At 45.0% G+C, this 24,397-nt stretch carries 23 protein-coding genes, 1 other RNA gene and 1 pseudogene; 17 read left to right on the top strand and 8 right to left on the bottom strand.

Translation table 11 applies throughout. The features are described from left to right. The 3 genes from Q0277_RS08585 to Q0277_RS08575 all read left to right on the top strand — a co-directional run. On the top strand, positions 1–950 hold a 950-nt coding region (locus tag Q0277_RS08585), incomplete at its 5' end, for a TonB-dependent receptor (RefSeq protein WP_297997274.1). Positions 951–1,336: 386 nt separating this feature from the next. Then, complete coding sequence (locus Q0277_RS08580; RefSeq protein ID WP_297997272.1) at positions 1,337–3,238, top strand: ABC transporter ATP-binding protein/permease; 1,902 nt, start codon at positions 1,337–1,339, stop codon at positions 3,236–3,238. Positions 3,239–4,116: 878 nt separating this feature from the next. Beyond that, a complete protein-coding gene (locus Q0277_RS08575; protein WP_297997271.1) occupies positions 4,117–4,605 on the top strand; it encodes a chemotaxis protein in 489 nt (162 codons plus the stop codon). A 12-nt stretch (positions 4,606–4,617) separates the two neighbouring features. Here Q0277_RS08575 and prfA read toward each other — a convergent pair whose 3' ends face one another. Then, positions 4,618–5,685 (bottom strand): peptide chain release factor 1, encoded by a 1,068-nt coding sequence (gene prfA, locus Q0277_RS08570; RefSeq protein WP_297997269.1) that lies wholly within the window; start codon positions 5,683–5,685, stop codon positions 4,618–4,620. A gap of 24 nt (positions 5,686–5,709) precedes the next feature. Further along, positions 5,710–5,982 carry a 30S ribosomal protein S20 gene (gene rpsT / locus Q0277_RS08565; protein ID WP_291938896.1) on the bottom strand — a complete coding sequence of 91 codons (273 nt, stop codon included), beginning with the start codon at positions 5,980–5,982 and terminating at the stop codon, positions 5,710–5,712. Between the two features lie 150 nt (positions 5,983–6,132). Between rpsT and glmM the strand changes: the two genes are divergently transcribed. The 5 genes from glmM (at position 6,133) to nhaA (ending at position 10,091) form a co-directional block, all read left to right on the top strand. Continuing rightward, a complete protein-coding gene (glmM, locus tag Q0277_RS08560) occupies positions 6,133–7,473 on the top strand; it encodes a phosphoglucosamine mutase (RefSeq protein WP_297964222.1) in 1,341 nt (446 codons plus the stop codon). Between the two features lie 98 nt (positions 7,474–7,571). Then, complete coding sequence (gene lspA / locus Q0277_RS08555) at positions 7,572–8,033, top strand: signal peptidase II (protein WP_297997267.1); 462 nt, start codon at positions 7,572–7,574, stop codon at positions 8,031–8,033. Further along, positions 8,020–8,412, top strand: coding sequence for an SHOCT domain-containing protein (locus Q0277_RS08550; protein WP_177386934.1), 393 nt, complete (start codon positions 8,020–8,022; stop codon positions 8,410–8,412). Before lspA ends, Q0277_RS08550 begins: the two co-directional genes overlap by 14 nt. 10 nt (positions 8,413–8,422) lie before the next feature. Continuing rightward, the gene (locus tag Q0277_RS08545) at positions 8,423–8,863 is read left to right on the top strand and encodes a CopD family protein (protein WP_297997264.1); all 441 of its coding nucleotides are present in this window, start codon (positions 8,423–8,425) and stop codon (positions 8,861–8,863) included. 64 nt (positions 8,864–8,927) lie between these two features. Then, a complete protein-coding gene (nhaA, locus tag Q0277_RS08540) occupies positions 8,928–10,091 on the top strand; it encodes a Na+/H+ antiporter NhaA (RefSeq protein WP_297997262.1) in 1,164 nt (387 codons plus the stop codon). 157 nt (positions 10,092–10,248) lie between these two features. On the opposite strand, the gene Q0277_RS08535 is transcribed toward nhaA, so the two are convergent. The 3 genes from Q0277_RS08535 to ruvC are packed head-to-tail and all read right to left on the bottom strand — an operon-like array spanning position 10,249 to position 12,072. After that, positions 10,249–10,776: an isochorismatase family cysteine hydrolase gene (locus Q0277_RS08535; protein ID WP_297997261.1), complete on the bottom strand. Its 528-nt coding sequence runs from the start codon at positions 10,774–10,776 to the stop codon at positions 10,249–10,251. Further along, entirely contained in the window at positions 10,776–11,582 is an 807-nt protein-coding gene (locus tag Q0277_RS08530) for a nitrilase-related carbon-nitrogen hydrolase (protein WP_297997258.1), read from the bottom strand. The genes Q0277_RS08535 and Q0277_RS08530 overlap by 1 nt, the downstream gene beginning before the upstream one ends. 10 nt (positions 11,583–11,592) lie before the next feature. Beyond that, positions 11,593–12,072, bottom strand: coding sequence for a crossover junction endodeoxyribonuclease RuvC (gene ruvC / locus Q0277_RS08525; protein ID WP_297997257.1), 480 nt, complete (start codon positions 12,070–12,072; stop codon positions 11,593–11,595). Positions 12,073–12,182: 110 nt separating this feature from the next. On the opposite strand from ruvC, the gene dnaA reads away from it, so the two are divergent. The 6 genes and pseudogenes from dnaA to Q0277_RS08495 all read left to right on the top strand — a co-directional run bounded on the left by dnaA (position 12,183) and on the right by Q0277_RS08495 (position 20,106). After that, positions 12,183–13,511: a chromosomal replication initiator protein DnaA gene (dnaA, locus tag Q0277_RS08520; protein WP_297997255.1), complete on the top strand. Its 1,329-nt coding sequence runs from the start codon at positions 12,183–12,185 to the stop codon at positions 13,509–13,511. A 156-nt stretch (positions 13,512–13,667) separates the two neighbouring features. After that, entirely contained in the window at positions 13,668–14,747 is a 1,080-nt protein-coding gene (dnaN, locus tag Q0277_RS08515; protein ID WP_297997253.1) for a DNA polymerase III subunit beta, read from the top strand. A gap of 9 nt (positions 14,748–14,756) precedes the next feature. Continuing rightward, positions 14,757–17,069 carry a DNA topoisomerase (ATP-hydrolyzing) subunit B gene (gene gyrB / locus Q0277_RS08510; RefSeq protein WP_297997252.1) on the top strand — a complete coding sequence of 771 codons (2,313 nt, stop codon included), beginning with the start codon at positions 14,757–14,759 and terminating at the stop codon, positions 17,067–17,069. Beyond that, positions 17,070–18,494, top strand: coding sequence for an EAL domain-containing protein (locus Q0277_RS08505; protein WP_297997249.1), 1,425 nt, complete (start codon positions 17,070–17,072; stop codon positions 18,492–18,494). Then, positions 18,473–18,871, top strand: a pseudogene (gene queF, locus Q0277_RS08500) (preQ(1) synthase); the annotation flags it as partial. The gene Q0277_RS08505 and the pseudogene queF, both read left to right, overlap by 22 nt. After that, positions 18,871–20,106 carry an HD domain-containing protein gene (locus Q0277_RS08495; protein ID WP_297997246.1) on the top strand — a complete coding sequence of 412 codons (1,236 nt, stop codon included), beginning with the start codon at positions 18,871–18,873 and terminating at the stop codon, positions 20,104–20,106. The pseudogene queF and the gene Q0277_RS08495, both read left to right, overlap by 1 nt. Before the next feature lie 3 nt (positions 20,107–20,109). Here the strand turns inward: Q0277_RS08495 and ffs are convergent. Then, an RNA gene (gene ffs, locus Q0277_RS08490) (signal recognition particle sRNA small type) lies at positions 20,110–20,207 on the bottom strand. A gap of 47 nt (positions 20,208–20,254) precedes the next feature. Between ffs and Q0277_RS08485 the strand changes: the two genes are divergently transcribed. From Q0277_RS08485 to Q0277_RS08475, 3 genes are all read left to right on the top strand, one after another. Beyond that, entirely contained in the window at positions 20,255–20,674 is a 420-nt protein-coding gene (locus tag Q0277_RS08485; protein ID WP_297901478.1) for a hypothetical protein, read from the top strand. Between the two features lie 64 nt (positions 20,675–20,738). Then, on the top strand, positions 20,739–22,541 hold the full coding sequence (gene typA, locus Q0277_RS08480) for a translational GTPase TypA (protein WP_297881680.1): 1,803 nt from the start codon (positions 20,739–20,741) through the stop codon (positions 22,539–22,541). A gap of 112 nt (positions 22,542–22,653) precedes the next feature. Beyond that, positions 22,654–23,241, top strand: a complete 588-nt coding sequence (locus Q0277_RS08475; RefSeq protein ID WP_297997244.1) for an HAD-IB family hydrolase — start codon at positions 22,654–22,656, stop codon at positions 23,239–23,241. A gap of 66 nt (positions 23,242–23,307) precedes the next feature. Here the strand turns inward: Q0277_RS08475 and Q0277_RS08470 are convergent, their stop codons facing one another. Then, positions 23,308–23,433: a hypothetical protein gene (locus tag Q0277_RS08470; RefSeq protein ID WP_297997242.1), complete on the bottom strand. Its 126-nt coding sequence runs from the start codon at positions 23,431–23,433 to the stop codon at positions 23,308–23,310. 261 nt (positions 23,434–23,694) lie between these two features. Continuing rightward, positions 23,695–24,397: transporter substrate-binding domain-containing protein (locus Q0277_RS08465; RefSeq protein ID WP_297997240.1), on the bottom strand; the 703-nt coding region annotated here is incomplete at its 5' end.

Here is a 24,397-nt window from a genome sequence, read left to right as displayed (position 1 = left end):
GTGCCGCTACATTTAAAGACAGAAGCTCCACTACCATAAAGCAGCGCGCGATCTCGCTCGGGACTAGATTAAACTTAACCGACGATTTTCACTTTTTGCTCGGCGGACGCTTTTCGAAGGTAACCTACAGCAGGTATTATTATAATATTTTGCGCGGTACGGCTTCGCATAGAGCGAGCCCGAGCAAATCGGATTTCACGCCGTATGCGGGGGTAGTCTGGGACTTTGCGGATAATTTTTCGTGGTACGCAAGCTATGCCGAAATTTTTAAGCCGCAAGCCGCGCGCGACAAGGACGGTAAAATTTTAGATCCCGTCGTCGGCTATAATTTAGAAACCGGTGTGAAGGGAGAATTTTTTGACGGCGCGCTTAATACGAATGTCGCGCTATTTCAGATCATTCAGAAAAATAGGGCGATGAGCGATCCTCTTAATACGAACTACTCTATCGCCGAGGGCAAGGTGCGAAGCCGCGGCGTGGATGCCGAGCTGCAAGGCTCGCTCACTGAGAATTGGAAATTATTCGCGGGATATACTTTCAACCGCAGCGTCTATTTAAAGACCGAAAGAACCTCCGCGGCGGTCGATTATAGAAAGGGCGCAAACGCCAAACGCTACATTCCGAAGCATCTGTTTAAGTTCTACACGAACTATGAAATCCCGCTCGGCGAAAATCGTAAGATCGCCCTGGGTACGGGCGTGCGCTATCAGAGCAAAACCGCTTCGATATATCGCGAAAACGTTGCGTACTACGCCGCGCCGCAGAAGGCTTACGCGCTGTGGGATGCGAACGTCGGCTATCATTTCGACAAGCACTTTAGCGTAAATTTTGCGGTCAAAAACATCACGGATAAGAAGTATTTTCAAAATACACAAAATCGCGTCGCGGGCCATAACAACTACTACGGCGAGCCGCGGAATTTTATGCTGACGCTTAATTATACATATTAGGTGCGGATGAAATTTTGCGCTTATGCGAACTTGGATAAACTCCCTCGCACGCGGTCGCGGATAAATTCCGCGCTTCATAAGGGCGCGGATGAAGCGAGCGCAGAGGCGCGAGACTAGGCTTTGTCGCAAGTAGCACGTAGTGAGGCGGGTAAAATTTGAACGAAGCTGCGGGATTAAAATTTAACTCGCGATTTGGTCGATTAGAGATTGATTAGCGCGAGCGATCGCAGGCGATGCGGGCGATAAATTTAATCTCGCGAAATTCCAAGCGAATTAAACGCGCAGACTTGCGAGCATAAAATCCGCTCGCGAGCCTGCGGGATTAAATTTAATCCCGCGGAATTTCTCTGTAACCGGCGCTAAATTTTAAAATTTAAAGAGAAAATTTGAAAACGCTAAAGCAATTTTTTGAAATTCTACGTCCGCACTGGTTTGGCAAAGGCGCGGCGAAGCTGTGGGCGCTGCTGCTGCTCGCGCTTGGTTTTAGCCTCGCTATCATCAAAATCAGCGTGCTGATGAACGCGTGGGATAAGCGCTTTTACGACGCGCTAAGCGAACTTAAAGGCGAGCTCATTCCCGCGCTCGTGGGCGAGTTTTTGCTCTACACGGCGCTCATCGTGCTTTTCATCGTCTGCGGCAGCTGGCTTCGCAAACTGCTCGTAATCGTCTGGCGCGAGCGGCTAAGCGCGATGATGGAGCGCAAATGGCTACATAACGCAAACTTCTACCGCACGAGCCTTGATGGAAATTTTAGCGCCACAGGCGGATCAAATTTAGAAAAACCTGGCGACATAAATTTAGATGAAAATTTAAACGAGCGTGCAGAGTGTTCCACAGCCGAGGCGGACAGCGCGGCTTTGCATAGAGACGGAAAGGGGCTTGAAATTTTACCGAGTGCGGCGGAGCAAAATGCGGCAGGGCAAAGCGGCGCAAGCGAGAATGAAATTTCATCTAAAACTCGCGCAGATCGTGAAATTTCAAAAACGATCGCAAAGCTAGACAACCCCGATCAGCGTATCGCCGAGGACAGCCTGCTACTTGTGCAAAAAAGCGTCGATCTCGTAAAGTCGCTCGTCTATAATCTAGCTAAGCTCATCGCCTTCGTTGCGATCTTGTGGCAGGTCTCGAAGGTACTGAAATTTGAAATTTTCGGCATGCGCTTTGAGATCGAAGGCTTTTTGCTCTACGTCGCGCTCCTTTATACGCTGCTTTGTTCGCTGATTACGCATCTCATCGGGCGTAGGCTTAGGGGGTTAAATTTTGCTAAGCAGCGCGCCGAAGCCGACTACCGCTCGGATCTGCTACTCGTGCGCGAAAACGCAGAAGCCGTAGCCTTTATGCGCGGAGAGGATGCCGAGCGCAGCCGCTTCCGCGCGAGTTTCGGCGAGATCATGAGAAATTGGCGCAGCATCATGAATACGGAATTTCGCCTCGAGTGCTTTTCGGCAAGCTACCTAAAAATCACGAATTTGATCCCGATCTTTGCCTGCTTGCCGCTGTATTTGTCGCGCGCGATGAGCTTTGGCGACATGATGCAGGCGCGCTCGGCGTTTTACAGCGTACAGGACGGATTTGCGTGGTTCATGGACTATTACAAACAGATCATGGAGTGGGCGGCGAGCGTGCAGAGGATCTATGAGTTCATCTCGCGCATGGACGGCGAGAGCGCAAATCTGCGTGCTTGCGTCAAACAAAGCGACGAAAATTCCGCTCGTTGCGAGGGCTTGTCGGTCTTCACGCCTGCGGGCGAGCCGCTGATCGAGGATCTACGCTTCGAGCTTGCGCCTGCGCAGTTTATAATGCTGCGAGGCAAGAGCGGTGCGGGCAAAAACACGGCTCTGCGCTACGCGGCGGGTCTTTGGAGATACGGCCGCGGCGAGATCAGTCTGCCGCACACGGGAGTGATGTTTATCCCGCAAAAGCCCTATCTGGCGCCGCTTAGCCTAAAAGAGCTTATCGCTTATCCGCAGCCGCCGCGCAAAGACGATGCGGAATTTTTAGAAATTTTACGCAGCGTAGGACTTGAGAAATTTGCTCGCATGCTAAACTCGCGCGCCGATTACGTTAAAATTTTAAGCGGCGGAGAGGCGCAGCGGCTTAGTTTCGCACGTATTCATTACCACAAGCCGAGCTTTGTTTTTGCAGACGAGATCACGTCCGCGCTAGATCCCGCCTCGGCACGCGAGCTGCTACTTGGTCTGCGCGCGGATCTGCCGAGGCTAGGCATGCTAGCGATCGTGCATCAAACGGGGCTTGAGGACATATTCGAGCGGACGATAGAGCTTTAAATTTTATCGTTTAAATTTCAGCCGCCGCAGGGATTTCGCCTTTAAATTCATATCTTTTTAAATCCAGATTTATTAAAATTACTCGTTTATATTGAGCGGCGATAAAATTTAGCCGAGGCGCTCGGATACGCGGGTAATTAGCGCCCGCGCGGTTAGGCGCTCGCACGCAGTCGGCGGCATAGCACCGTCGTAGGTAAGTATTTACGGCGTAACGAGTAGCTCGGAAGTCGGTCGGCAGTGCGCGATCGCGGTTCTGTACGGAAATTTAAGTCGATAAAATTTAAACGCGAGATAGTCTGCTCAATAATGGGCGTCTCGATAAAATTTTAAGTCGCGTGGCGATCTGTAACGTAGCAGCGCGCCAAATGAGAAGGCTACGTCAGCGGCGCGATGTGCAGGCGTAGCGATAAATCGGTAGCGCGTTGGATGGCGCGCAACACATCGGCAGCGCAGACGGCACGCCGTAGTCGAGAAGCGGAGCGGCGATACGTACCTACTCGGTGCCGTATGACATGACCTTCGCTCGGGCAAATATCATCGTAACGGCGCTACGATCGAAGCGAGCAGCACGGCCGTGACGGCGGATCGGTAGCACAAGGCGGCGCGGCGTGATTACGGCGACGACAGCATAAAATGCCGCAATATGGCAACCGCGATCGACAGGATATGTATGTAGGTAAAGCGCAGCACAAGTAGCGCAAACGCCGCGATACGATGATGGCGACCCGCGGAGCGTATAGGCAAGCAGCGGTGCGGGCAGCGTAACAATGCCGAGGACGGCGTACGATAGCGACGACCAACGGGACGTAGCGCCGCCGTAGCGTTCACGGGCGCTACGTCTAAGCCGCTAAATTTTAAAAACGAGACAAGGAGATTTGATGCTTAAGGCGGGGATTGTTTATAAATTTGCGCTCATCGTGCTGCTAGGTTGCGCGCTTTGCATTTTGGGCTTTTCGGGCGCCTACTTTGCGCGCGGCGAATATGACGAGACGTGGATGAGCCTGCATAAGATTGCAGGATTTGGCCTGCTTGGCGTCGCGATCTTGCATCTGATCACGAGGCGAAAGAAACTCGCAAAGCTCTGGGGCGAGTTTTTGGACGTGGTCTTAAGGCGCAAAAATCCCGGCTTTTGTAATATGGATCGCATCATCGGCGCGATCGAGCACTATAATATCAGAGAAATCGCTGGTAAAATGGGCTTTGAGCCGGACGAGCTCGCTACGATTTTGAAATCAAACGGCATCAAGCTTGTAAGCGCAGATCAAGGCCTGCGCGAGCTTGCGAAGTTTAACGACGAAAAAATTTTCTTCATCTTGGTGCTTTTGATCGAGGCAAAATTTGGTAAAGCAGGCGGGTGTAAGGTCTAAATTTTAAAAGGCTTAATAGCCCGCGTTTGCGATCGCTTCGGCTTGAGAGTGCGCGATGAGCGGATCGATGATCTCGTCGAACAAACCGCCCGCCATGATCGCGTCTAGGCGGTAGAGAGTTAAATTTATGCGGTGGTCGCTGATGCGGTTTTGCGGATAGTTGTAGGTACGAATTCGCCCCGAGCGGTCGCCGGTGCCTACCTGATCCTTACGATCTTTGCGCTCTTTCTCTAAGCGCTCCTGCTCCTGCATATCGTAAAGGCGCGCCTTTAGCACCTTCATCGCCGCCTCTTTGTTTTTGTGCTGATCCTTGCCGTCTTGGTTGGTGACGACTAAGCCGGTCGGGATGTGAGTGATGCGAACGGCGCTATCGGTGGTATTTACAGACTGCCCGCCGTGGCCGGAGCTGCGCATAACGTCGATGCGAAGGTCGTTTGGATTGATCTGTATCTCGCTATCCTCGATCTCGGGCATAACGGCGACGGTGATTGCGGAGGTATGTACCCTGCCCTGACTCTCTGTTTCTGGGACGCGCTGCACGCGGTGGGTGCCGCCTTCAAATTTCAGCCGCGAATACGCTCCCGCGCCCTTTACGAGCAAGATAGCTTCTTTGTAGCCGCCGACACTGCCTTCGCTGGTGCTTACGATCTCGCATTTATATCCGCGAAGATCGGCGTAGCGCAGATACGCGCCGAGTAGATCGCCCGCAAACAGCGCCGCTTCGTCGCCGCCTGTACCGGCGCGGATCTCAAGGAAGATATTTTTATCGTCGTTGGGATCTTTCGGAAGTAGTAAAATTTTGATTTTTTCTTCGAGCTGCGGTTTTTGCGTCTCTAAGTTTTTAAGCTCCTCTTTGGCTAGCTCACCGAGATCGGCATCGCTTAGCAGGGCTTTGTTTTCTTCGATCTGATTTAAAATTTTAAGATACTCGCTAGCCGCTTCTTTGATTGGCTCGATATTGCGCTGCTCCTTAGATAGCGCCGTCATATTAGCGATATCTGCAGTAACTGCGGGATCGCTAAGCATGCGCGAAAGCTCGTCATAGCGATCCAAAAAAGGCTTTAGTTTATCGGCTAGCATTTAAATTTTATGCGTAAGGGGCGCTTACGCGGCGGTTTTTAAAGAATTTACAAGTTTGGCTAGGCGGCTTACTTTTCTGCTCGCGGTCTGTTTTTTCAAAAAACCCCTGCTTACGAAGCTGTGAAAGCTTTCGTTAGCCGTTTTTAGAGCCTGAGTCGCTGCGTCTAGATCCTTGCTCTCGACCGCCTCTCTTACGGCTTTTGTGATATTTTTTACTCTGGTGCGATAAAATCTATTTCGCTCCGTTCTTTTTATGGTTTGTCTCGCGCGTTTTTCGGCGGATTTGTGATTTGCCATAACGTCCCTTTCGGTTAAATTTGAACCTGCGATTATACGTAAAAAATATTTAATCGACGCTTAATTTAAGTGAAATTTAAAATAGCTCGAATTTATTAAGATTAAACTTTTTCTGGTAAAATTTGCCGATTTTTATACAAGGATTTGATAATGAAACTTTTCGGAACGGACGGCGTACGAGGCAAAGCGGGAGAATTTTTGACCGCCGAGCTTGCGATGCGCGTAGCGATGGCAGCGGGAATTTATTTTAGGAAAAATTCCGTTACGAATATGATTTTAGTCGGCAAAGATACCCGCAGAAGCGGCTATATGATAGAAACAGCGATCGTAGCAGGTCTTACTTCGGTGGGCTACAACGTCCGTCAGATCGGACCGATGCCTACTCCTGCGATTGCCTTTCTTACGGAGGATATGCGCTGCGACGCAGGCATCATGATAAGCGCAAGTCACAATCCATACTACGACAACGGCATTAAATTTTTCAACAGCGAGGGCTTCAAACTCGACGAAAAAGAGGAAGCTCAAATCGAAAAAATTTATTTCAGCGACGAACTCATTGCCGAGGCGCGCACCAAAATGATGCAAATCGGCGCCGCAAAGCGCGTGGACGACGTCATCGGCAGATACATCGTGCATATTAAAAATTCCTTCCCGAAGCAAAAGACGCTGCACGGGCTTCGCGTGGTGCTTGATTGCGCAAACGGAGCAAGCTACAAGGTCGCACCTACCGTATTTAATGAGCTGGGAGCCGAAACTATCGTCATCGGCGACGAACCTAACGGCAAAAATATTAATGATGCTTGCGGCGCGTTAAGCCCGCAAAATTTAGCCTCGGAGGTCAAAAGATTACGCGCCGACGTGGGCTTTGCTTTCGACGGGGATGCCGATAGGCTCGTAGTCGTGGATGAAAACGGCGAGATCATCCACGGCGACGCGCTACTTGGAATTTTAGCAGTCTATTTGAAAGGAAAAAATCGCTTAGCAGGCAATAAAATGGTAGCCACAGTGATGAGTAATTCTGCGCTGGAGGATTTTTTAGCTAAACACGACATCGCGCTTCATCGCTGCAATGTAGGCGATAAATTTGTACTTGAGACGATGCACGAACTAGGCGCAAATTTTGGTGGCGAGCAGAGCGGGCACGTAATCTTCGGCGATTACGCCAAAACGGGCGACGGCATCGCAAGCGCGCTACAATTCGCCGCTTGCATGTTGGATATGAAAAAGAAGGCAAGCGAATTTTCGGGGATGATTAAGCCCTATCCGCAAATTTTAAAGAATTTAAAAATTTCGGATAAAAAACCGCTTGAAAAATTAAAAGGGCTAAAGGAACTTGAAGCAAGCCTTAAAGCGGACAAGATCCGCTCGCTCTTTCGCTACTCCGGCACCGAAAACGTTATCCGCCTCTTAATCGAGGGCAAAAACGAAAAGCTGCTGCAAAAGCGAATGGACGAGGTCGAGAAATTTTTTGCCAAAGCCCTAAATGAGTAGCGTTGCGGTGAAATTTTACGGCGCGACAAGCTCATGGCTCGGTACAAAAGGCGCGGATAAAAAATGCAGGCTTTACATATTTAAATTTAGGCTGCGAGATGGCTAAGACCTGTATTAAATTTATCCTGCTTTTCGCGGTTATTTTTGCAATCGATCAAGCGATCAAACTTCTGTTTTTAAACGGCTTTTCGTGGCAGGGGGAGTTTTTTTCGCTAGAGCTTACGCTTAACCGCGGCGTTGCGTTTTCGATGTTTGCCTTTTTGGGTGAAAATTTAAAATTTATCCAGATCGCGCTGATCTCGGCGCTTGCGGCGTATGTATTTTGTCATAAAAAGCTTTTTTGCGAGCACTGGGCGCCGTTTGCGCTGATGCTCGCGGGAGGGTGTTCAAACCTGCTCGATCGCTTCATTCGCGGCGGCGTGGTCGATTACGTCGCGTGGCATAAGTGGTTTGAGTTTGCGGTGTTTAATTTCGCCGACGTGATGATAGATCTGGCCGTCGTGATTTTTATTTTTCAGGGCTTACGCACCGCAAAAAAGGAGAAAAATGAAGAGAAATAATTATATCGCTTACGCGCTTTGGTTTTTAGGTGCGTTTTCGTGGATCGCAGCTATGCCGATCGGCGGCGGACTGCATAGAATTTATTGCGGCAAATTTATCAGCGGATTTGCTCAAATCGCGCTATTTTGGCTGGGAAGTTTTACACTATGGTTTTTAGTGGGCTTTTTGTTTTGGGCGATTTGGGGAATTTGGATTTTGCTGGATATATTTTTCGTAGGAATTTGGGTGGAAGATTTAAATGCTTTTGCAAGCGAGACGGAGGAGGACGACTACGAGGGGCGTCTAAAAAAAGTCGATGCGCTTTATGAGCTGTATCAAAAAGGCGCGATTTCCAAAGAGGAATTCGAAGCGCGAAAAGAAATTTTAATGAGAGATTAAGGAGGCTAAAATGAGTTATTTTTGGTTTAAATTTGTCCATTTTGCGGGCTTTATTTCATGGATGGCGATGCTATTTTATATGCCGCGCCTATATGTCTATCATGCTGAAAATTTAGACAAGCCTGACTTCGTAAAGGTCGTTAAAAAAATGGAGCGGATGCTCTATCACGCGATCGGCTGGATAGCGATGGCAGTGACGGTTTTTAGCGGCGTGATGCTTATCGTTTTAAATCCGGGGCTTATGAAGCTGGGATATTTTCATCTAAAGTTGCTAGCCGGAGTTTTGCTAATCTGTTATCATTTGTGGCTGTATTATTATATGTATAAATTTGAAAAAAACGAGTGCCACAGAAGCGGAAAATACTTCCGTGCGATCAACGAAGGCCCTACGATCATAATGTTTATAATACTTTATGCAATGCTAATAATGCCGAATTTACCGAGCAACTAGCCCGTTTTGATAAAAATTTAATTAAAATTTGCATAAAATTAGAGCAAAATTTTAAAGGAAGCATGTGCAACATATCATTAAGAAAATTTTATCAAGCGAAAGTAGCGCCGGCGTTATATTACTTCTATCCGCGGTTTTTGCGATCATAGCTCAAAATGTGGACTTTTTATCTAAATACTATGAGGCATTTTTACATCTAAGCTTCACCATAGGTGTGGGTTCTGCGAAACTTGACGAATCGATGCATTTTTTAGTAAACGACGTGTTTATGGCGATATTTTTCTTTGCCATTGGACTTGAGCTTAAGCGCGAAAAAATCGAAGGGCAGCTGCGCCATTTCTCTCAAATTTTACTTCCTAGCTTCGCGGCTCTGGGCGGAGTAATGATGCCTGCGATCATATTTTCGATCATCAACTGGGGCGATGCCGTCGCGATGAAGGGCTGGGCAATCCCTACGGCGACAGATATAGCCTTTGCCGTGGGCGTTATGGCACTTTTGGGCAAAAAAATCCCGGCTAGCCTTAAAATTTTTGTTTTGACGCTTGCGATAATGGACGATTTGTGTGCAATTTTAATCATCGCTTTGTTTTATTCCTCAACCATAAACGCAATTTATCTAGGCGGCGCAGCTGCCTGTGTCACAATAATGCTAGCGATGAGCAGACTTGGCGTCGATAAAAAGCTTCCGTTTATCATCGTAGCCGTCGTGCTGTGGGTAATGGTACTAAACTCTGGTATCCACGCGACTATCGCAGGAGTGCTTGCGGGCTTTTGTATCCCGCTTAAGACCCGCTCCGGCTCGATGTTAAAGGATATGGAACATGGCTTAGCCTACCCCGTAAATTTCTTCATCTTGCCGATCTTTGCCTTTACAAACGCAGGCGTTTCGCTAGCAGGCATCAGTCCTAGCTTCCTTTTCGGTCCGGTACCGATGGGCATTATGCTCGGACTATTTTTCGGTAAACAGATCGGAATTTTTGCCTTCAGCTGGATCTTAATCAAAGCCAAAATCGCCTACATGCCCGAAAACGCAGGCTGGCCACAGCTTTACGCCGTGGCAATTATCTGTGGTATCGGCTTTACGATGGCGCTTTTCGTCGATGGCCTCGCATACGGCGGCAGCGATATGTATCATTACACAGACAAGCTCGCGGTATTTTTAGGCTCGATAATTTCCGGGGTAGTTGGATTTTTCGTCGCAAAAACAGTCGCGGTAAAACAAAGCTAAATTCCATAAAAAGATTAAAATTTTAAAATTTTACGAGCAACACAAAATTTCAAAATTCTACCGCTCAAAAAATTTCAAAATTTTAAGAACGGCTCTAAATTTTAAAATTTATAATCTAGAAAATTTAACTTAAAATTCTGTCTGATCCAAGCGCAGCTTAAATTACCAAAATTCCCGCATTTTGCATTAAGCTTAGCGCGCATTCGTCGTAGTAGCCGTGCTCATGGTTCGGTGCGTCGTACGTAGCTACCGCACCTCGCGGAACGATGACGTCCTTATCGGCGCCAGTTTCGTTGAGATAGGTGCGCAGGCTAAGCGCAAACTGCATCACGCAGATGTCGGTGCAACAGCCCGTAATCACAAAGCGATCGAAGCCGCCCAGAATTTTCTTATCTAAATTATGAAAGCCGTTCGTGCTACGCTTAAAAGTGACGTTTTGCTCGCTTACGTAGGGCGCGAGCTCCTCGATCACCTCCGATTCGGGCGAGCCAACTAGACAGTGGATCGGATAGCGCTTCATCTCCAAATCCCGCTCGGCGTGAGCGTCGCAGATGAAATGCACGTTTTTCGCCGCCTCTATCTGCCTAATCACCGCAGGAGCGATCTTTGCTATGCTGGAATCGGCCATCGCACCGAATTTTACGAAGCCGTTTAGCATATCGATCACAAATACTAAAGTTTTCATCAAAACTCCTTATAAATTTCAGGTTTCATATCTTTTAAAAGATCTATTTTAGCGCGAAATTTTAAAATTTCATCTAAATCCGCTTGAGCAATCTTCACGGCCTCTTTTTTGCCTAGGCGCGCGACGATCTCGCCGCCGGGACCGATCAGCATGGAATTTCCGCCGAAACTCTCGCCCTGCCCCGTATCGCCGCAGCCGTTTACCGCGCAGATAAAAATTTGATTTTCGATCGCGCGGGCCTTAGTGAGCGTGATAAAATGCTCTATGCGACTTTGCGCAAACTGTGCGATCACAAAAACAATCTGCGCGCCGCGAAGCGCTAAGGCGCGAAAAATTTCACAAAAGCGCAGATCGTAGCAGATCGCGACGCCGATTTTAACCGCGCGATTTTGAAATTTTATCTCGCAAATGCCTAGCTTATCTCCGCCGCTTACGATCTCGTTTTCGCGAGCAAGCGAGAAGGCGTGGATCTTGTCGTAGCGTAAAATTTCGGCTCCGTTTTGATAGACGAAAGCGGAATTATAAATTTTATCTTGCCTAGAATTTATCGCTCCGCCAATCAAAACAGCGCCGCTTTTTCGAGAAATTTCGTTTAAAAATTTTTTTGTATGAGTAGCGTTCGTATCAGCTAGCTCTTTAAATTTAGCCGTATTAAAGCCCGTATTAAATGCCTCGGGCAGGACCGCTACGTCCGCGCCTTTTTTAAACGCGCGGTCTATCAGCTCGCGCGCGCGAATAAAATTTTGCTCACAATCTGCAAAATTTTGAGCCATTTTCACGTCCATTTGCAAAATAGCGATTTTCATATAAACCCTCCTATTTAGGCGCTAAGCGCATAACATTTGCATGCGTAAGCGCGATAGCTATGGCATCGGTGATGTCAAGCGGCTTAATCTCCTTATTAATCCTCAAGATCCGCTTCACCATGAACGCAACTTGCTCCTTCGCCGCCTTTGCCTTGCCCGTGACGGATTTTTTTACCTGAAGCGGCGTATATTCGGCAAAATTTCCAAAAATTTGTAAAATTTTAAGAGCCAGCGCGCCGCGAAACTGAGCGAGCTTTAAAACAGACTGTGGGTTGTAGGCGTAAAACATTGATTCTATCGCGACCTCATCAATCTTATGAGCGCTAAAAATTTGATCGATCGCCTCACTCATCTGCGTCATTTGAAATTGTACGTTTTCGGCCTTCATTTTCACAAGTCCCGCCTCTATGAGAGTGATTTTATTCACATCCTTTTCCAGAATCGCATAGCCTAAATTTCTAGTTCCCGGATCGATTCCTAAAATTTTCATAGCCACCTTTCGCGCTTATTCACGGCTTAATCACAAGTGAATAAACTTAAATTTACCACAAATTTAGCGAAATTTAGCTAAAATCTTAATCTAATTTGTAAGGGAATTTTATGGCAACGTCGCAAGCACAAGAAATTTTATCGAATTTAGAGAAGGAAATTTTACCTACCGAATACTCTAGATACATTAAAAATTTGAAATTCAACGATAAAAACTCGACACCGGAATTTTTCATCTACAACGCAACTAACGAGTTTATCGCCAAATACGCTCAGACAAAATACGGCACTAAAATAAAAGAGCTTATCAAAAAACAGTTTGGGCTTAACGACGTGATCGTCAAGATCACCTCAAAGGCTAAAATTTCGCCGAAAGAAAAGGTAAAAATCATCTCCGAAAAGCCTAAGAGCACGATTTTAAGTGAAAATTATAATTTTGAAAATTTCATCATCGGCGATTCAAATAAATTTGCCTTCGAGTGTTCGGTATCCGTCGCAAAAGAGCCAGGAATCCGCTTTAATCCGCTCTTTATCTATGGACCTAGCGGGCTAGGAAAAACTCACCTGCTTCAATCGATTGGAAATTACTGCATCAAAAAGGGTAAAACCGTCATCTGCGTCACCAGCGAGCAGTTTGCTAATGATTTCGTCTTTAACCTTAAAAACAACTCGATCGATAAATTTAAACAAAAATACCGCAACTGCGACGTTTTACTCATCGATGATATTCAGTTTTTAATCGGACGCGATAAGGCTCAGGAGGAGCTTTTTTATACGTTTAACGAGCTAAAAGACAAAAACTGCCAAATCGTGCTAACCAACGACCTACCACCAAAATTCCTAAAAGGCTTTGAAAGTCGCCTCACAACGCGATTTGAAAGCGGCATAATAGCAAACATAACTCCGCCGGATCTAGAAACTAAAATTGCTATTATCAATAAGAAGAGTGAAGAAAATCGCGTTAGAATTCCACACGACGTCGTAGAATATATCGCTGCAAATATGGGGGATAATATCCGAGAAATCGAAGGCGCGATCAACAAACTAAACGCTTACTCGTCAATACTTCGCACAAAGATTACGCTGGAATTTACCAAAAGTACTCTACAAGATCAAATTCACCAAAAATATTCAAGCGTGAGCCTCGAACACGTCATAGAGGTGATCTCAAAAGAACTGAACGTAAAACCTAGCGAGCTAAAGAGCAAAACGCGAGCTAAAAACGTCGTCGAAGCGCGCCAAATTTGCATATATCTAACCAAACAGTTAACTCAAAACTCAATGCCAAAAATCGCCGCATTTTTTAATCTAAAAGATCACAGCGCCATCAGCAAAAATATCAAAAAAATCAACGAACTCATTCAAACCGACGAGATGTTAAAAATAAAGATCGAAGAACTAAAAAACAAAATAACCAAAAAGGATAAGAATGAAATTTAAACTTTATAAAAATAAAGCAAAAAGGGTGAATGAAAGTGAATAAAACAAAGCTACTTACTCACTGGATAAACTACCTAAAGACAAGCTTTAGGATAAGTTTTTCACAAAAACCACTTGCCAACTACTACAACGATAAAAATTTAAAAGGATAAAAATATGAAAGTGTTAATCACTAAAAAACTTTTAGAAGAGATAGTTTCCAATACCAGCTCCTATCTTGATAAAAAAGATCTAAGTTCAATAACTTCGCATCTTTTAATGAGCGCTAAAGATGGAATTTTTAGTATAAAAGCTACCGATCATGAAATCGGTTTGAGCTACAATCTACAAAATGTCTCGATAGAAACAGATGGAGAAGCTACGGCAAACGGAGGCAAACTTCTTAGCGTTATTAAAGGCTTAAGCGACGATAACGTAACTTTAGAAACCGTTAACGGAGCGCTATTTGTTAAGCAAAAAAAATCCAAATACAAGCTTCCGATGTTTGAGACGAGGGATTTTCCAAGCTTTCCTACGGTAGAGGGTAAAAACAGCTTTGACGTAAACGCTGGAATTTTAGGAAGAAGCCTTAAAAAGATCTATCCGTCGATAGATACGAACAATCCAAAATATGAGCTAAACGGAGCTTTGATCGACGTAAAAGAGGGCTTTTTAAATTTAGTCGGAACCGATACTAAGCGACTTAGCGTTTATAAGCTGATCACTCAATCAAAAGCTGGCGAGCTCGATACTAAAATTTTAATCCCTAAAAAGGCGATAGGAGAAATTCAAAAGCTATTTTCTGACAAAATTAAAATTTACTACGACGAAAACGTGCTACTAGCTGTGAGCGAAAATTTTGAGTTTTTTACGAAACTTATAAACGGCAAATTTCCGAACTACGAGCGCGTGATCCCAAGCGATACGGCGTATAAAATTTCAATTCCGCGCGATAAGATGGTAAGCGGCGTGCGAGCGATAAACGCAATGTGCGAGGAGATGAAGGTTACCATTAAAAAGGACGGAATGGTTTTTGAGAGTATCAACGAGGATAATTCTGAGGCAAAAACCGAAATTGAAGCGGCAATCGAGATAAACAGCGAGATAGTCTTCGGCGTTAAAAACCGATTTCTACTTGATTTTTTAAGTAATATCGAGAGTGAAATTTTTGAGCTAAATTTTAATAGCTCCGATACGGCGTTCGTGCTTAGCGCGGATGGTCTAAAAACGGTCGTCATGCCGATAAATAATATTTAAAGGAAAATTATGAAGCAAAATTACGGCGCTAGTAATATTAAAGTTTTAAAGGGTCTTGAGGCCGTTAGGAAGCGCCCCGGTATGTATATCGGAGACACCAATATCGGCGGACTTCACCATATGATCTACGAAGTCGTGGATAATTCGATCGATGAGGCGATGGCTGGGTACTGCGACACGATCGATATTGAGATTACGAGCGAAGGAAGCTGTATCGTTAGTGATAACGGTCGTGGAATTCCCGTCGATATGCATCCGACCGAAAAAATTCCTGCCGCGACGGTGGTTCTGACCGTGCTTCACGCAGGCGGTAAATTTGACAAAGACACTTATAAAGTCTCCGGTGGTCTGCACGGCGTGGGCGTTAGCGTTGTAAATGCGCTCTCAAAAAAGCTCGTTGCTACGATCAAACGGGATGGAAATATTTATAGACAAGAATTTGCCAAAGGAATTCCTACTACCGAGCTTGAAAAGATAAAAACTACTAATCGCACGGGTACTACGATCGAGTTTTGGCCCGACGGCGAAATTTTTGAAATTTTAGAATTTGATGATGAAATTTTATCGAAGAGATTTCGCGAGCTAGCGTATCTAAATCCAAAAATTACGATAAATTTTAAAGATAATCGCACGGGCAGGGACGAGCACTTTCACTTCGAAGGCGGCTTAGAAAGCTTTGTAAACGATATGAATAAAGCGCCAGCTATATCCAAAGCCGTATCGTTTAGCGATAGTGCGGATGATATTATGGTAGATTTTGCACTGATGTATAACGAAACGTATAGCGAAAATTTATTAAGCTTCGTAAATAATATCAAAACTCCGGACGGCGGTACGCACGAGGCGGGTTTTAGAGCGGGTCTTACGCGCGCGATAACAAATTACGTCGCGGCAAATGCGGCTGCACGCGAAAAGGACACGAAGATCACCGGCGACGACGTTCGCGAGGGACTTATCGCGGTAATTAGCGTAAAGGTTCCTGAGCCACAGTTTGAGGGGCAGACTAAAGGTAAGCTGGGCTCCAGCTATGTTAAACCGATCGTGCAAAAGATGGCGTTTGAGGTGCTTAGCAAGTATTTTGAAGAAAATCCGATCGAAGCGCGCGCCATTATGAATAAGGCTCTTTTAGCCGCGCGCGGTCGCGAAGCGGCGAAGAAAGCACGTGATCTAACGCGCAAAAAAGACAATATAAATTCCGTCGGCACCCTTCCCGGAAAGCTAGCCGATTGTCAAAGTAAGGATGCAAGCATCAGCGAAATTTATTTAGTCGAGGGTGATAGTGCGGGCGGTTCGGCGAAGCAGGGAAGAGACCGCGTGTTTCAAGCGATCCTGCCGCTTAGAGGTAAAATTTTAAACGTAGAAAAGGCGCGCCTGGATAGAATTTTGCAATCCGAAGAGATTAAAAATATGATCACGGCCTTTGGCTGCGGTATCGGCGAGGAATTTAACGAAGAAAAGCTCCGCTATCACAAAATCATCATTATGACAGACGCAGACGTCGACGGTAGCCACATCCAGACTCTGCTTTTAACCTTTTTCTTTAGATTTTTGCGCCCTATCGTAGAAAACGGCTATGTTTATCTGGCACAGCCACCACTTTTTAGATACAAAAAGGGCAAAAAAGAGATTTATCTGAAAGACGAAAAGGCGCTTAGCGAGTTTTTGATCGAAACTGGCATCGATATGGGCGAGTTTGAAGGCATCGGCAACGAGGATCTGATCGATTATCTAAAAATAGTCTCAAACTACCGCTCGCTTCTAAATGAGCTCAAAAAGCGCTTCAGCGTGCTTAGCGCGATCAGATTTTTGATAGAAAACGACGAAGCGCGTAGCCTTGGTTATGAAGAGCTATTTAAAATTTTAAAACCGCGTCTTGAGAGTGAAGGATTTAATATCTTAAATTCCTATGTAAATGATGAAGGGATTAGAATTTACGTTCAGACGCCAAGCGGTCTAGAACAGCTCGTGATAGATGAGAATTTATTCGGCAATTATATCTTTGAAGAAGCAATCAGAATTTATTCAAAGATCAAAGATCGGGATGTAAATTTTGGAAAGGATTTTATTGAAATTTTAGATGAAATCGAAAAAAGCTCGAAAAAAGGCGCTTATATTCAGCGCTATAAAGGTCTTGGAGAGATGAATCCGGAGCAGCTTTGGGAAACCACTATGAGCCCTGAAAATCGAAGATTATTAAAAATAAATATCGCCGATGCGCAGAGTGCTAGCGATACCTTTAATCTTTTCATGGGTGACGAGGTCGAGCCGCGTCGAAACTATATCCAAGACCATGCAAAAGATGTAAAACATTTGGACGTTTAGATGCTATTTAGTGAGACCAAAGAGCGCGAAAATCGTTTCATAACGGCACTTAAAATTTCTGTGCCATTTACCTGCGTTTTGATTGTTTTTGGAATTATTTTGTTTCGAAACGGCGAGTTTAAATTTGATGACGTAATTTTGTTTTTGATACTTTTAACCTGCTATGTTTATTATGTCATCTATCAAATTTATTTCGGCTTTCAAAAAACGCTGATTGATCCCGTTACTCACGTATTCGTGCGCGAGGAGATCGAGAAAATTTTAAGCAACGATATAGCCAAAAATCGTCAAATAAATATTGTTCTTTTACGAATTAAAAATATTATTGACATAAACGATCGATACGGATATAAAAACGGCGATGAAATTTTATACGAGTATTGTAAGGAGCTTTCAAATTTTATGGCGGAGCAAGGTTTTAAGGACCTTCCGATCGGGCGCTTTATAAATGGCTACTTTGTATTCGGCGTAGAATCAAAAGCTACAAATTTAAGCCATATTTTGCGGATGTTTGAGCATAAAATTTCAAGTCAAACGATCAAAAATGTAGAGATAAAAAGCGAATTTACGATGCTTCCAAGCTCCTATGATCGCAATCTACATAATATTGTAAATGCGCTATTTTATAAGATAAATCACCTGGACGACGAAGAGCACGGCGAGAAGGCTATTGACGTAGAGAAAGTATTAATAGACGTGTTTTCCGCCGACGTAATGGAAGCGATCGATAGTGAAAATTTTAGCTTTAAATATCAGCACGTCGCGGATAAAAATGGGGTAAAATCTCATATAAATTTAATTCCGAAGCTTGATCTAAGAAGCGGCGAAAAGATTACAAAAAGTAGAATTTTAGATATTTTGCTTCTAAATCATTACGATATTAAATACGATATTTCGATGATGAGGCAGATTTCTAGGATCATCTATTTTAAAGATATCGACGCTAAAATTTTTATCGAGGTCATGCCTCAGACCCTGCGAAATAACGAGTTTCGCAATGAAATTTTAAAGCTTATCGATAATAATCTAATCGATCCGAAAAAGATCGTGTTTGAGTTTAACGAAAAGCTTATTTATTCGGAGATTAAGCGCTTTGATGAAATTTTAATTAAATTCCGCGAACTCGGATTTAGCTTCGCGCTGTCGCAGTTTGGCGGCTCGAATGCAAGCTTTGAATATTTAAAATTTTTAGAAGTGGATTTTATCGTTTATGATATAGAATTTAACAAAAATTTAGACGATGAAAAGATTAAAAATATCTTCATAGGCATTAATGAGGCCTGCGCTAAATCGGGTATTAAAACCGTAATGCGTTTCGTTGACAAAGAGGAATTTCAAATGCAGCTTTATAAAATGGGCATCGATTATATTCAAGGATTTTGCGTCGAAAAACCGAATGATATATCGAATTTAAGGAGATCATAGTGAGATACGGCGAAGAGGAAATTGAAAAATTTGACATAGAAAAGATTGAAGTTTGGCCCAACAAACAGGAGCGCGATTATCTGATAAAAATTACCCTGCCCGAGTTTTGCTGCCGCTGCCCGCGCTCGGGCTATCCGGACTTTGCGACGATCTATTTGGAATATATCCCGGACAAGCTCGTAGTCGAACTTAAAGCGATCAAACTTTACATAAATTCCTTTATGAACCGCTACATCAGCCACGAAGATAGCATAAATGAAATTTACGGCGCGTTGCAAAGCAAGTTAAAGCCTAAATTTATGAAAATCACGGGCGATTTTAATCCACGCGGCAATGTCCACACCGTAATCGAAATAAACTCGGATCAAATTTACCGATGATAAGCTCAAATTTAGTCGAACAAATTTTTAAATCCGCAAGCATTAGCCGCTGGAACGACTACCCAAAGATGGTAAGTCTAGTCGAGCTCGACAAACAGGCGCATAAATTTATCATCGCTTATTTCATCGCTAGCTTTGAGCGCGATGTGGATATCAACTATGTGATAGAAGCGGGGATTTTCGAGTTTTTAGCGCGCATCGTCGTAACCGACATTCGCCCGGACGTCTTTCATCAGATCCAAAAAACCAAGAAAAAAAAGATCAACGAATGGGTTCTAAGTGTCCTGGAAAGCGATCTTTTGCCTATTCAAAATGGCGCTTTTTTCGAGCGATTTAAAAAATATCTAAATTCCAAGGATCATAAGAAAGAAGTGGTGATCTTAAAGGCGGCTAGTTACCTCTCTACGCGGTGGGAATTTAACATCGTCTATCAAACTAGCCAGTTTTTAAACGATATCGAGGAGTTAAAAGCTAAGGTTGAGGAGGAGCTTGAGGATTATTACGAGCTTATCGGCGTGCGAAAGATCGTGATGAATAAAAAACTTGCCCGCATAGTCGATCTTAGCGGCAGACTTCGTTTTCAAAAGCGCTGGGCGCAGACGCCGCGCATCCCTGAGACATCGGTGCTTGGGCACATGCTGGTAGTTGCGATTTTAAGTTACTTTTTCTCGCTTGAGGTGGATGCGTGCCGCTCGCGCACGGCGTATAATTTTTTCTGCGCGCTATTTCACGATCTACCAGAAAGCCTCACTCGCGACATCATTAGCCCCGTAAAATACGGCGTCAAGGGCCTTAGCGACATCATCGGCGAATATGAGATGCGGCTAATAGACGATAAAATTTTACCATTCGTGCCGGAACATATGCGAGATGATTTCAGTTATATTTTGGGTATCCGTAAAGAGGGCAGTAAATTTATAAAAGACGAGTTTGAAAACCGCACCTTCGAGCTAGGCAAGGAGCCTAAATTTGCAGAGGGTAGCCTAAAGATGTTTAACGAAGATAAATTTCGTGCAATCGACGGCAAGGCGCTTAAGTATTGTGACAAGCTAGCGGCATTTTTTGAGGCAGGAATTTCAATAAGCTATGGCGTAAAGAGTAAGGAGCTGCTTAGCGGGTATAATTCGATGTTAGAGTTTTTCAAAGCCAAGCCGAAAATTGAAGGCGTCGATTTTTATAGTGTTTGCGATGATTTCAAAGAGCATTTCGGACTTAATAGGATCGATTTATAAAACCCCTTCCCAGATGGCTGCGGCACATGCGAGATCTAAGTGCTCTGCTGTATTCCTACCCTGAAGCGGTGCCTAAAAAAAGCATTGCACAGGTCTAAGAAAGGGCAAACGGGATTATATGGAAATGTTTCTTAAAGTAAGGTTATAAATGAATTTCAAAAATCATCTTTTATCCGTATTTCGCGAGGTCTTTATCCCTCATCATCGCTCTATCGAGTTTAGAGCCAAAATTTTTGCCGCTATGCTGCTTGCCAAAAAGAAGCAGACCGACGAGGATTACGACGTGATCAAAGATATAGCGGGCGAAATTTATCCGGGCGACGAGCAGCGCATCGGCGTGCTAGTTTCTATCGTAAAAGAGTATATCTTAAAGGCGAAAACTTATAAAAGCTTAAATTTAGACTCGCTTCTAAAAGAGATCGACAGAGATATCAAAAATAACAAAAAATATATCAAAAAGATCGATTTTTCGCATCTGCGCCGTTTGATCGGAGATGATGACGAGGATGCACTAATCCAACAGCGCGTTTATGAGTTTTTTGTCTGCGAAGTCAAAGAGTATTCGTAAATTTTTATCTTAAGAATTTTTTTAGTATAATCGTTAGTTTTTGAAATTAGAAACGGAGAGAAATTTGGAAAATATCAGAAATATTGCGGTTATCGCGCACGTCGATCACGGCAAGACCACTATTGTAGATGAGCTTTTAAAACAGTCCGGCACATTTGGTAATCACCAAGAAGTCGGCGAGCGCGTGATGGATAGCAACGACATCGAGCGTGAGCGAGGCATTACGATACTATCCAAAAATACCGCCATCCACTACGGCGGCGTTAAAATCAACATCATTGACACTCCGGGCCACGCCGATTTCGGCGGCGAGGTCGAGCGCGTGCTAAAGATGGTAGACGGCGTGCTTTTACTCGTCGATGCGCAAGAAGGCGTCATGCCGCAGACAAAATTTGTCGTAAAAAAGGCACTATCTTTAGGGCTCAGACCTATCGTAGTCGTAAACAAAATCGACAAGCCCGCAGCCGATCCGGACCGCGTGGTAAATGAAATTTTCGATCTTTTCGTAGCGCTTGATGCAAACGACGAGCAGCTTGAGTTCCCCGTCATCTATGCCGCGGCCAAAAACGGCTACGCAAAATACGATCTAAGCGATGAGAGCGCCGATATGAAGCCGCTTTTTGAGACTATTATCTCTCACGTTCCAACTCCGAGCGGTAGCGACGATAATCCGCTGCAGCTGCAGGTTTTTACGCTCGATTACGACAACTACGTCGGCAAGATCGGTATCGCTAGGATTTTCAACGGCACGATAAACAAAAACCAAAGCGTTATGCTAGCTAAAGCCGACGGCACGCATATAAACGGTAGAATTTCAAAACTCATCGGCTTTAACGGACTTGAGCGTGCCGACATCGATGCGGCAGGCACCGGCGACATTGTAGCGATCGCGGGCTTTGATGCGCTTGACGTAGGCGATAGCATCGTAGATCCCAATAATCCAATCCCGCTTGATGCGCTGCATATAGAAGAGCCGACCCTTAGCGTAATTTTCAGCGTAAATGACGGACCGCTAGCCGGCACGGAGGGTAAATTCGTAACCTCAAATAAGATCGACGAGCGCTTGGAAGCGGAGATGAAAACCAACATCGCGATGCGCTATGAAAACGCGGGCGAGGGCAAATTTAAAGTAAGCGGTCGCGGCGAGCTGCAGATCACGATTTTGGCCGAGAATATGCGCCGCGAGGGCTTTGAGTTCTGCCTCGGGCGCCCGGAAGTTATCATCAAAGAGATCGACGGCATCAAATGCGAGCCTTTCGAGCATCTAGTCATCGATGCGCCCGATGATTGTACCGGTACAGTCATAGAAAAGCTCGGCCGCAAAAAAGCCGAGATGAAGGTGATGAACCCTACCGGCGACGGGCAGACGCGTATGGAGTTTGAGATCCCGGCGCGCGGTCTTATCGGCTTTCGCTCGCAGTTTTTGACCGATACTCGCGGCGAAGGCGTAATGAACCATAGCTTTTTAGAATTCCGCCCCTTCATCGGCGCGGTCGAAAAGCGACAAAACGGCGCGCTCGTGAGTATGGAAAACGGAGTAGCGCTAGGATACAGTCTGTGGAACCTGCAAGATCGCGGCGTGCTTTTTATCGCTCCGCAGGCGAAGGTTTATCTGGGCATGATTATCGGCGAACACAGCCGTCCGAACGATCTGGACGTTAATCCGATCAAGGGTAAAAATTTAACCAACGTCCGCGCCAGCGGTAGCGACGATGCGATCAAACTCGTGCCGCCGCGTGCGCTAAATTTAGAGCGCGCGCTGGAGTGGATCGAGGAGGATGAGCTTGTGGAGGTTACGCCCGTAAATATCCGCGTGCGTAAGCGATACTTAGACCCTACGACGCGCAGACGAATGGCGAAAAAATAAAATTTCAAAATGAAATTTTAAAATTCGGCGTGAAATTTAGCTTTTAAATTTCACGCCTTTTTTATAGGTAAATTTTAAAATTTACGTTTCTGAAATTTTGCTAGGAGAGGCAATGAATCTTGTTTTATTCGACTTTGACGGCACGATCACGCGAGATGATTCACTGCTTGAGTTCGTCGCCTACGTAGTCGGATTTAAGAAATTTTTTCGCGGGATTTTGGTGCTATCGCCCATTTTAGCGGCATATAAGCTAGGCCTTGCGAGCAATAATTTTACGCGCAGAAAGCTCTTGGGCTACTTTTTTTCGGGCATGAGCGCCGATAAATTCGATAAAATTTGCAAAAAATACTCCACCACTCACATCGAAGATATCCTAAAACAAAGCGCGATGGACAAGATCGCAAGCTACAAAGCCGCGGGCGATAGGGTCGTCATCGTCACCGCCTCGCTCGAAGATTGGCTACGTCCGTGGTGCGACGCGCAGGGATTGGAGCTTTTAGGCACTAAAATACGGCGCAAAGGCGGCATCATCACGGGCGAGATCGAGGGGCAGAACTGCTACGGCGCGCAAAAGGTCGCCCGCGTGCGCGCGGCATACGACGTGCAGGCTTTCGATCGCATCATCGCTTACGGCGACAGCAGGGGCGATCGCGAGATGTTAGAATTCGCCGATGAGGCGCACTACAAGGCGTTTGAGTAAATTTATGCGACCACAAAGCTTAAGCGATAGTATCTGCGACGACTGGCTTTTGCCGTGGGCCAGAATTTAGCTCACGCGGAATTTTATCCTTTTAAATTTTATCGCGCTTATCTGTGGAATTCTACACCGCACGATAAATTTATATTTTATCGCAGCGCAAAAGCCCTCAACTACGAAATTCTGTTGCAACATGGGATTTTAAAATTCTCGGTGCGGGTAAAATTCTAAAATTCCGTCATGCATAAAATTTTAAAATTCTATCATAGCGTGGAATTTTGCTCCGAATGGAATAGATATTTTTAAACCGAGCGTGAGATAAAATTTTAAATTTTAGAATTTTACGAAATTTTGTAGCTACAAAAATTCTAAAATTTGCAGATCGCGGAATTCCACTCGCCGCGTGCGAAGCGGAATTTCAAAATTTCAAAATTCCGCGCCTTAGAATTCTAAGGTCTAAAGCATATTATAAATTCCGTCTAGCAGGAAGTATTTTTTATCCGCAGTGCCGCGGTAAAATGGCTCGAAAGTGTCCTCATAAGCCTTTTTGAAAAAGCCCTCTTTGCTTAGCTTGATTAGATCGGCATTGATGAAATCAAGCAGACTTTGATTGCCTTTTTGCACGCCGACGCCTAAGAATTCCGCCGCGCCTAGGTTTTTAAACGGCACTTCCAAAGTATCATCGATGACGGAATATGCAAGCACGATGAGATTATCATTTATATAGCCGTCCGCATCGCCATTTCGAATCATTTCGTAGCATTCCTTAGCCGAAGCGCAATGGCCTAAATTTTTAAATCCCTTGGTTTTGAAAAATTTCTCGGCTACCGTCGCGTCGCCTTCGAATACGATCTTTTTATCATGAAGCTGCGCGATATCGGTAAAAGCGTCGGCTTTGCGCGTTAATACGCCTAAATTTGCGGAGAGGTAGGGGAGGGAGAAATCGATTTTTCTTTTTCGTTCGTTGGTGATGCTAAATAGGCCGATCACCAAATCAAGCTTATTTGCCTCTAAAAATGGAATTCTATCATTTACGCTTAGTGGGATGAACTCGATTTTGCCCTCTTTTTTGCCGAAAATTTCTTTAGCAATAGCGTTTGCAAGATCGATTTCAAATCCTTCAAATTTGCCGCCATTAGACTCGCAAAGCGGCGGATGA

It is taken from the genome of uncultured Campylobacter sp., assembly GCF_938030815.1.
Classification (GTDB): Bacteria; Campylobacterota; Campylobacteria; order Campylobacterales; family Campylobacteraceae; genus Campylobacter_B.
This window is presented reverse-complemented; position numbering and strand designations above follow the sequence as displayed.

Coding starts and splice junctions, on each gene's coding strand:
- Q0277_RS08575 (WP_297997271.1), top strand. CDS start 4,117: ATGCTTAAGGCGGGGATTGTTTATAAATTTGCGCTCATCGTGCTGCTA.
- prfA (WP_297997269.1), bottom strand. CDS start 5,685: ATGCTAGCCGATAAACTAAAGCCTTTTTTGGATCGCTATGACGAGCTT.
- rpsT (WP_291938896.1), bottom strand. CDS start 5,982: ATGGCAAATCACAAATCCGCCGAAAAACGCGCGAGACAAACCATAAAA.
- glmM (WP_297964222.1), top strand. CDS start 6,133: ATGAAACTTTTCGGAACGGACGGCGTACGAGGCAAAGCGGGAGAATTT.
- lspA (WP_297997267.1), top strand. CDS start 7,572: ATGGCTAAGACCTGTATTAAATTTATCCTGCTTTTCGCGGTTATTTTT.
- Q0277_RS08550 (WP_177386934.1), top strand. CDS start 8,020: ATGAAGAGAAATAATTATATCGCTTACGCGCTTTGGTTTTTAGGTGCG.
- Q0277_RS08545 (WP_297997264.1), top strand. CDS start 8,423: ATGAGTTATTTTTGGTTTAAATTTGTCCATTTTGCGGGCTTTATTTCA.
- Q0277_RS08535 (WP_297997261.1), bottom strand. CDS start 10,776: ATGAAAACTTTAGTATTTGTGATCGATATGCTAAACGGCTTCGTAAAA.
- Q0277_RS08530 (WP_297997258.1), bottom strand. CDS start 11,582: ATGAAAATCGCTATTTTGCAAATGGACGTGAAAATGGCTCAAAATTTT.
- ruvC (WP_297997257.1), bottom strand. CDS start 12,072: ATGAAAATTTTAGGAATCGATCCGGGAACTAGAAATTTAGGCTATGCG.
- dnaA (WP_297997255.1), top strand. CDS start 12,183: ATGGCAACGTCGCAAGCACAAGAAATTTTATCGAATTTAGAGAAGGAA.
- dnaN (WP_297997253.1), top strand. CDS start 13,668: ATGAAAGTGTTAATCACTAAAAAACTTTTAGAAGAGATAGTTTCCAAT.
- gyrB (WP_297997252.1), top strand. CDS start 14,757: ATGAAGCAAAATTACGGCGCTAGTAATATTAAAGTTTTAAAGGGTCTT.
- Q0277_RS08505 (WP_297997249.1), top strand. CDS start 17,070: ATGCTATTTAGTGAGACCAAAGAGCGCGAAAATCGTTTCATAACGGCA.
- Q0277_RS08495 (WP_297997246.1), top strand. CDS start 18,871: ATGATAAGCTCAAATTTAGTCGAACAAATTTTTAAATCCGCAAGCATT.
- Q0277_RS08485 (WP_297901478.1), top strand. CDS start 20,255: ATGAATTTCAAAAATCATCTTTTATCCGTATTTCGCGAGGTCTTTATC.
- Q0277_RS08475 (WP_297997244.1), top strand. CDS start 22,654: ATGAATCTTGTTTTATTCGACTTTGACGGCACGATCACGCGAGATGAT.
- Q0277_RS08470 (WP_297997242.1), bottom strand. CDS start 23,433: ATGTTGCAACAGAATTTCGTAGTTGAGGGCTTTTGCGCTGCGATAAAA.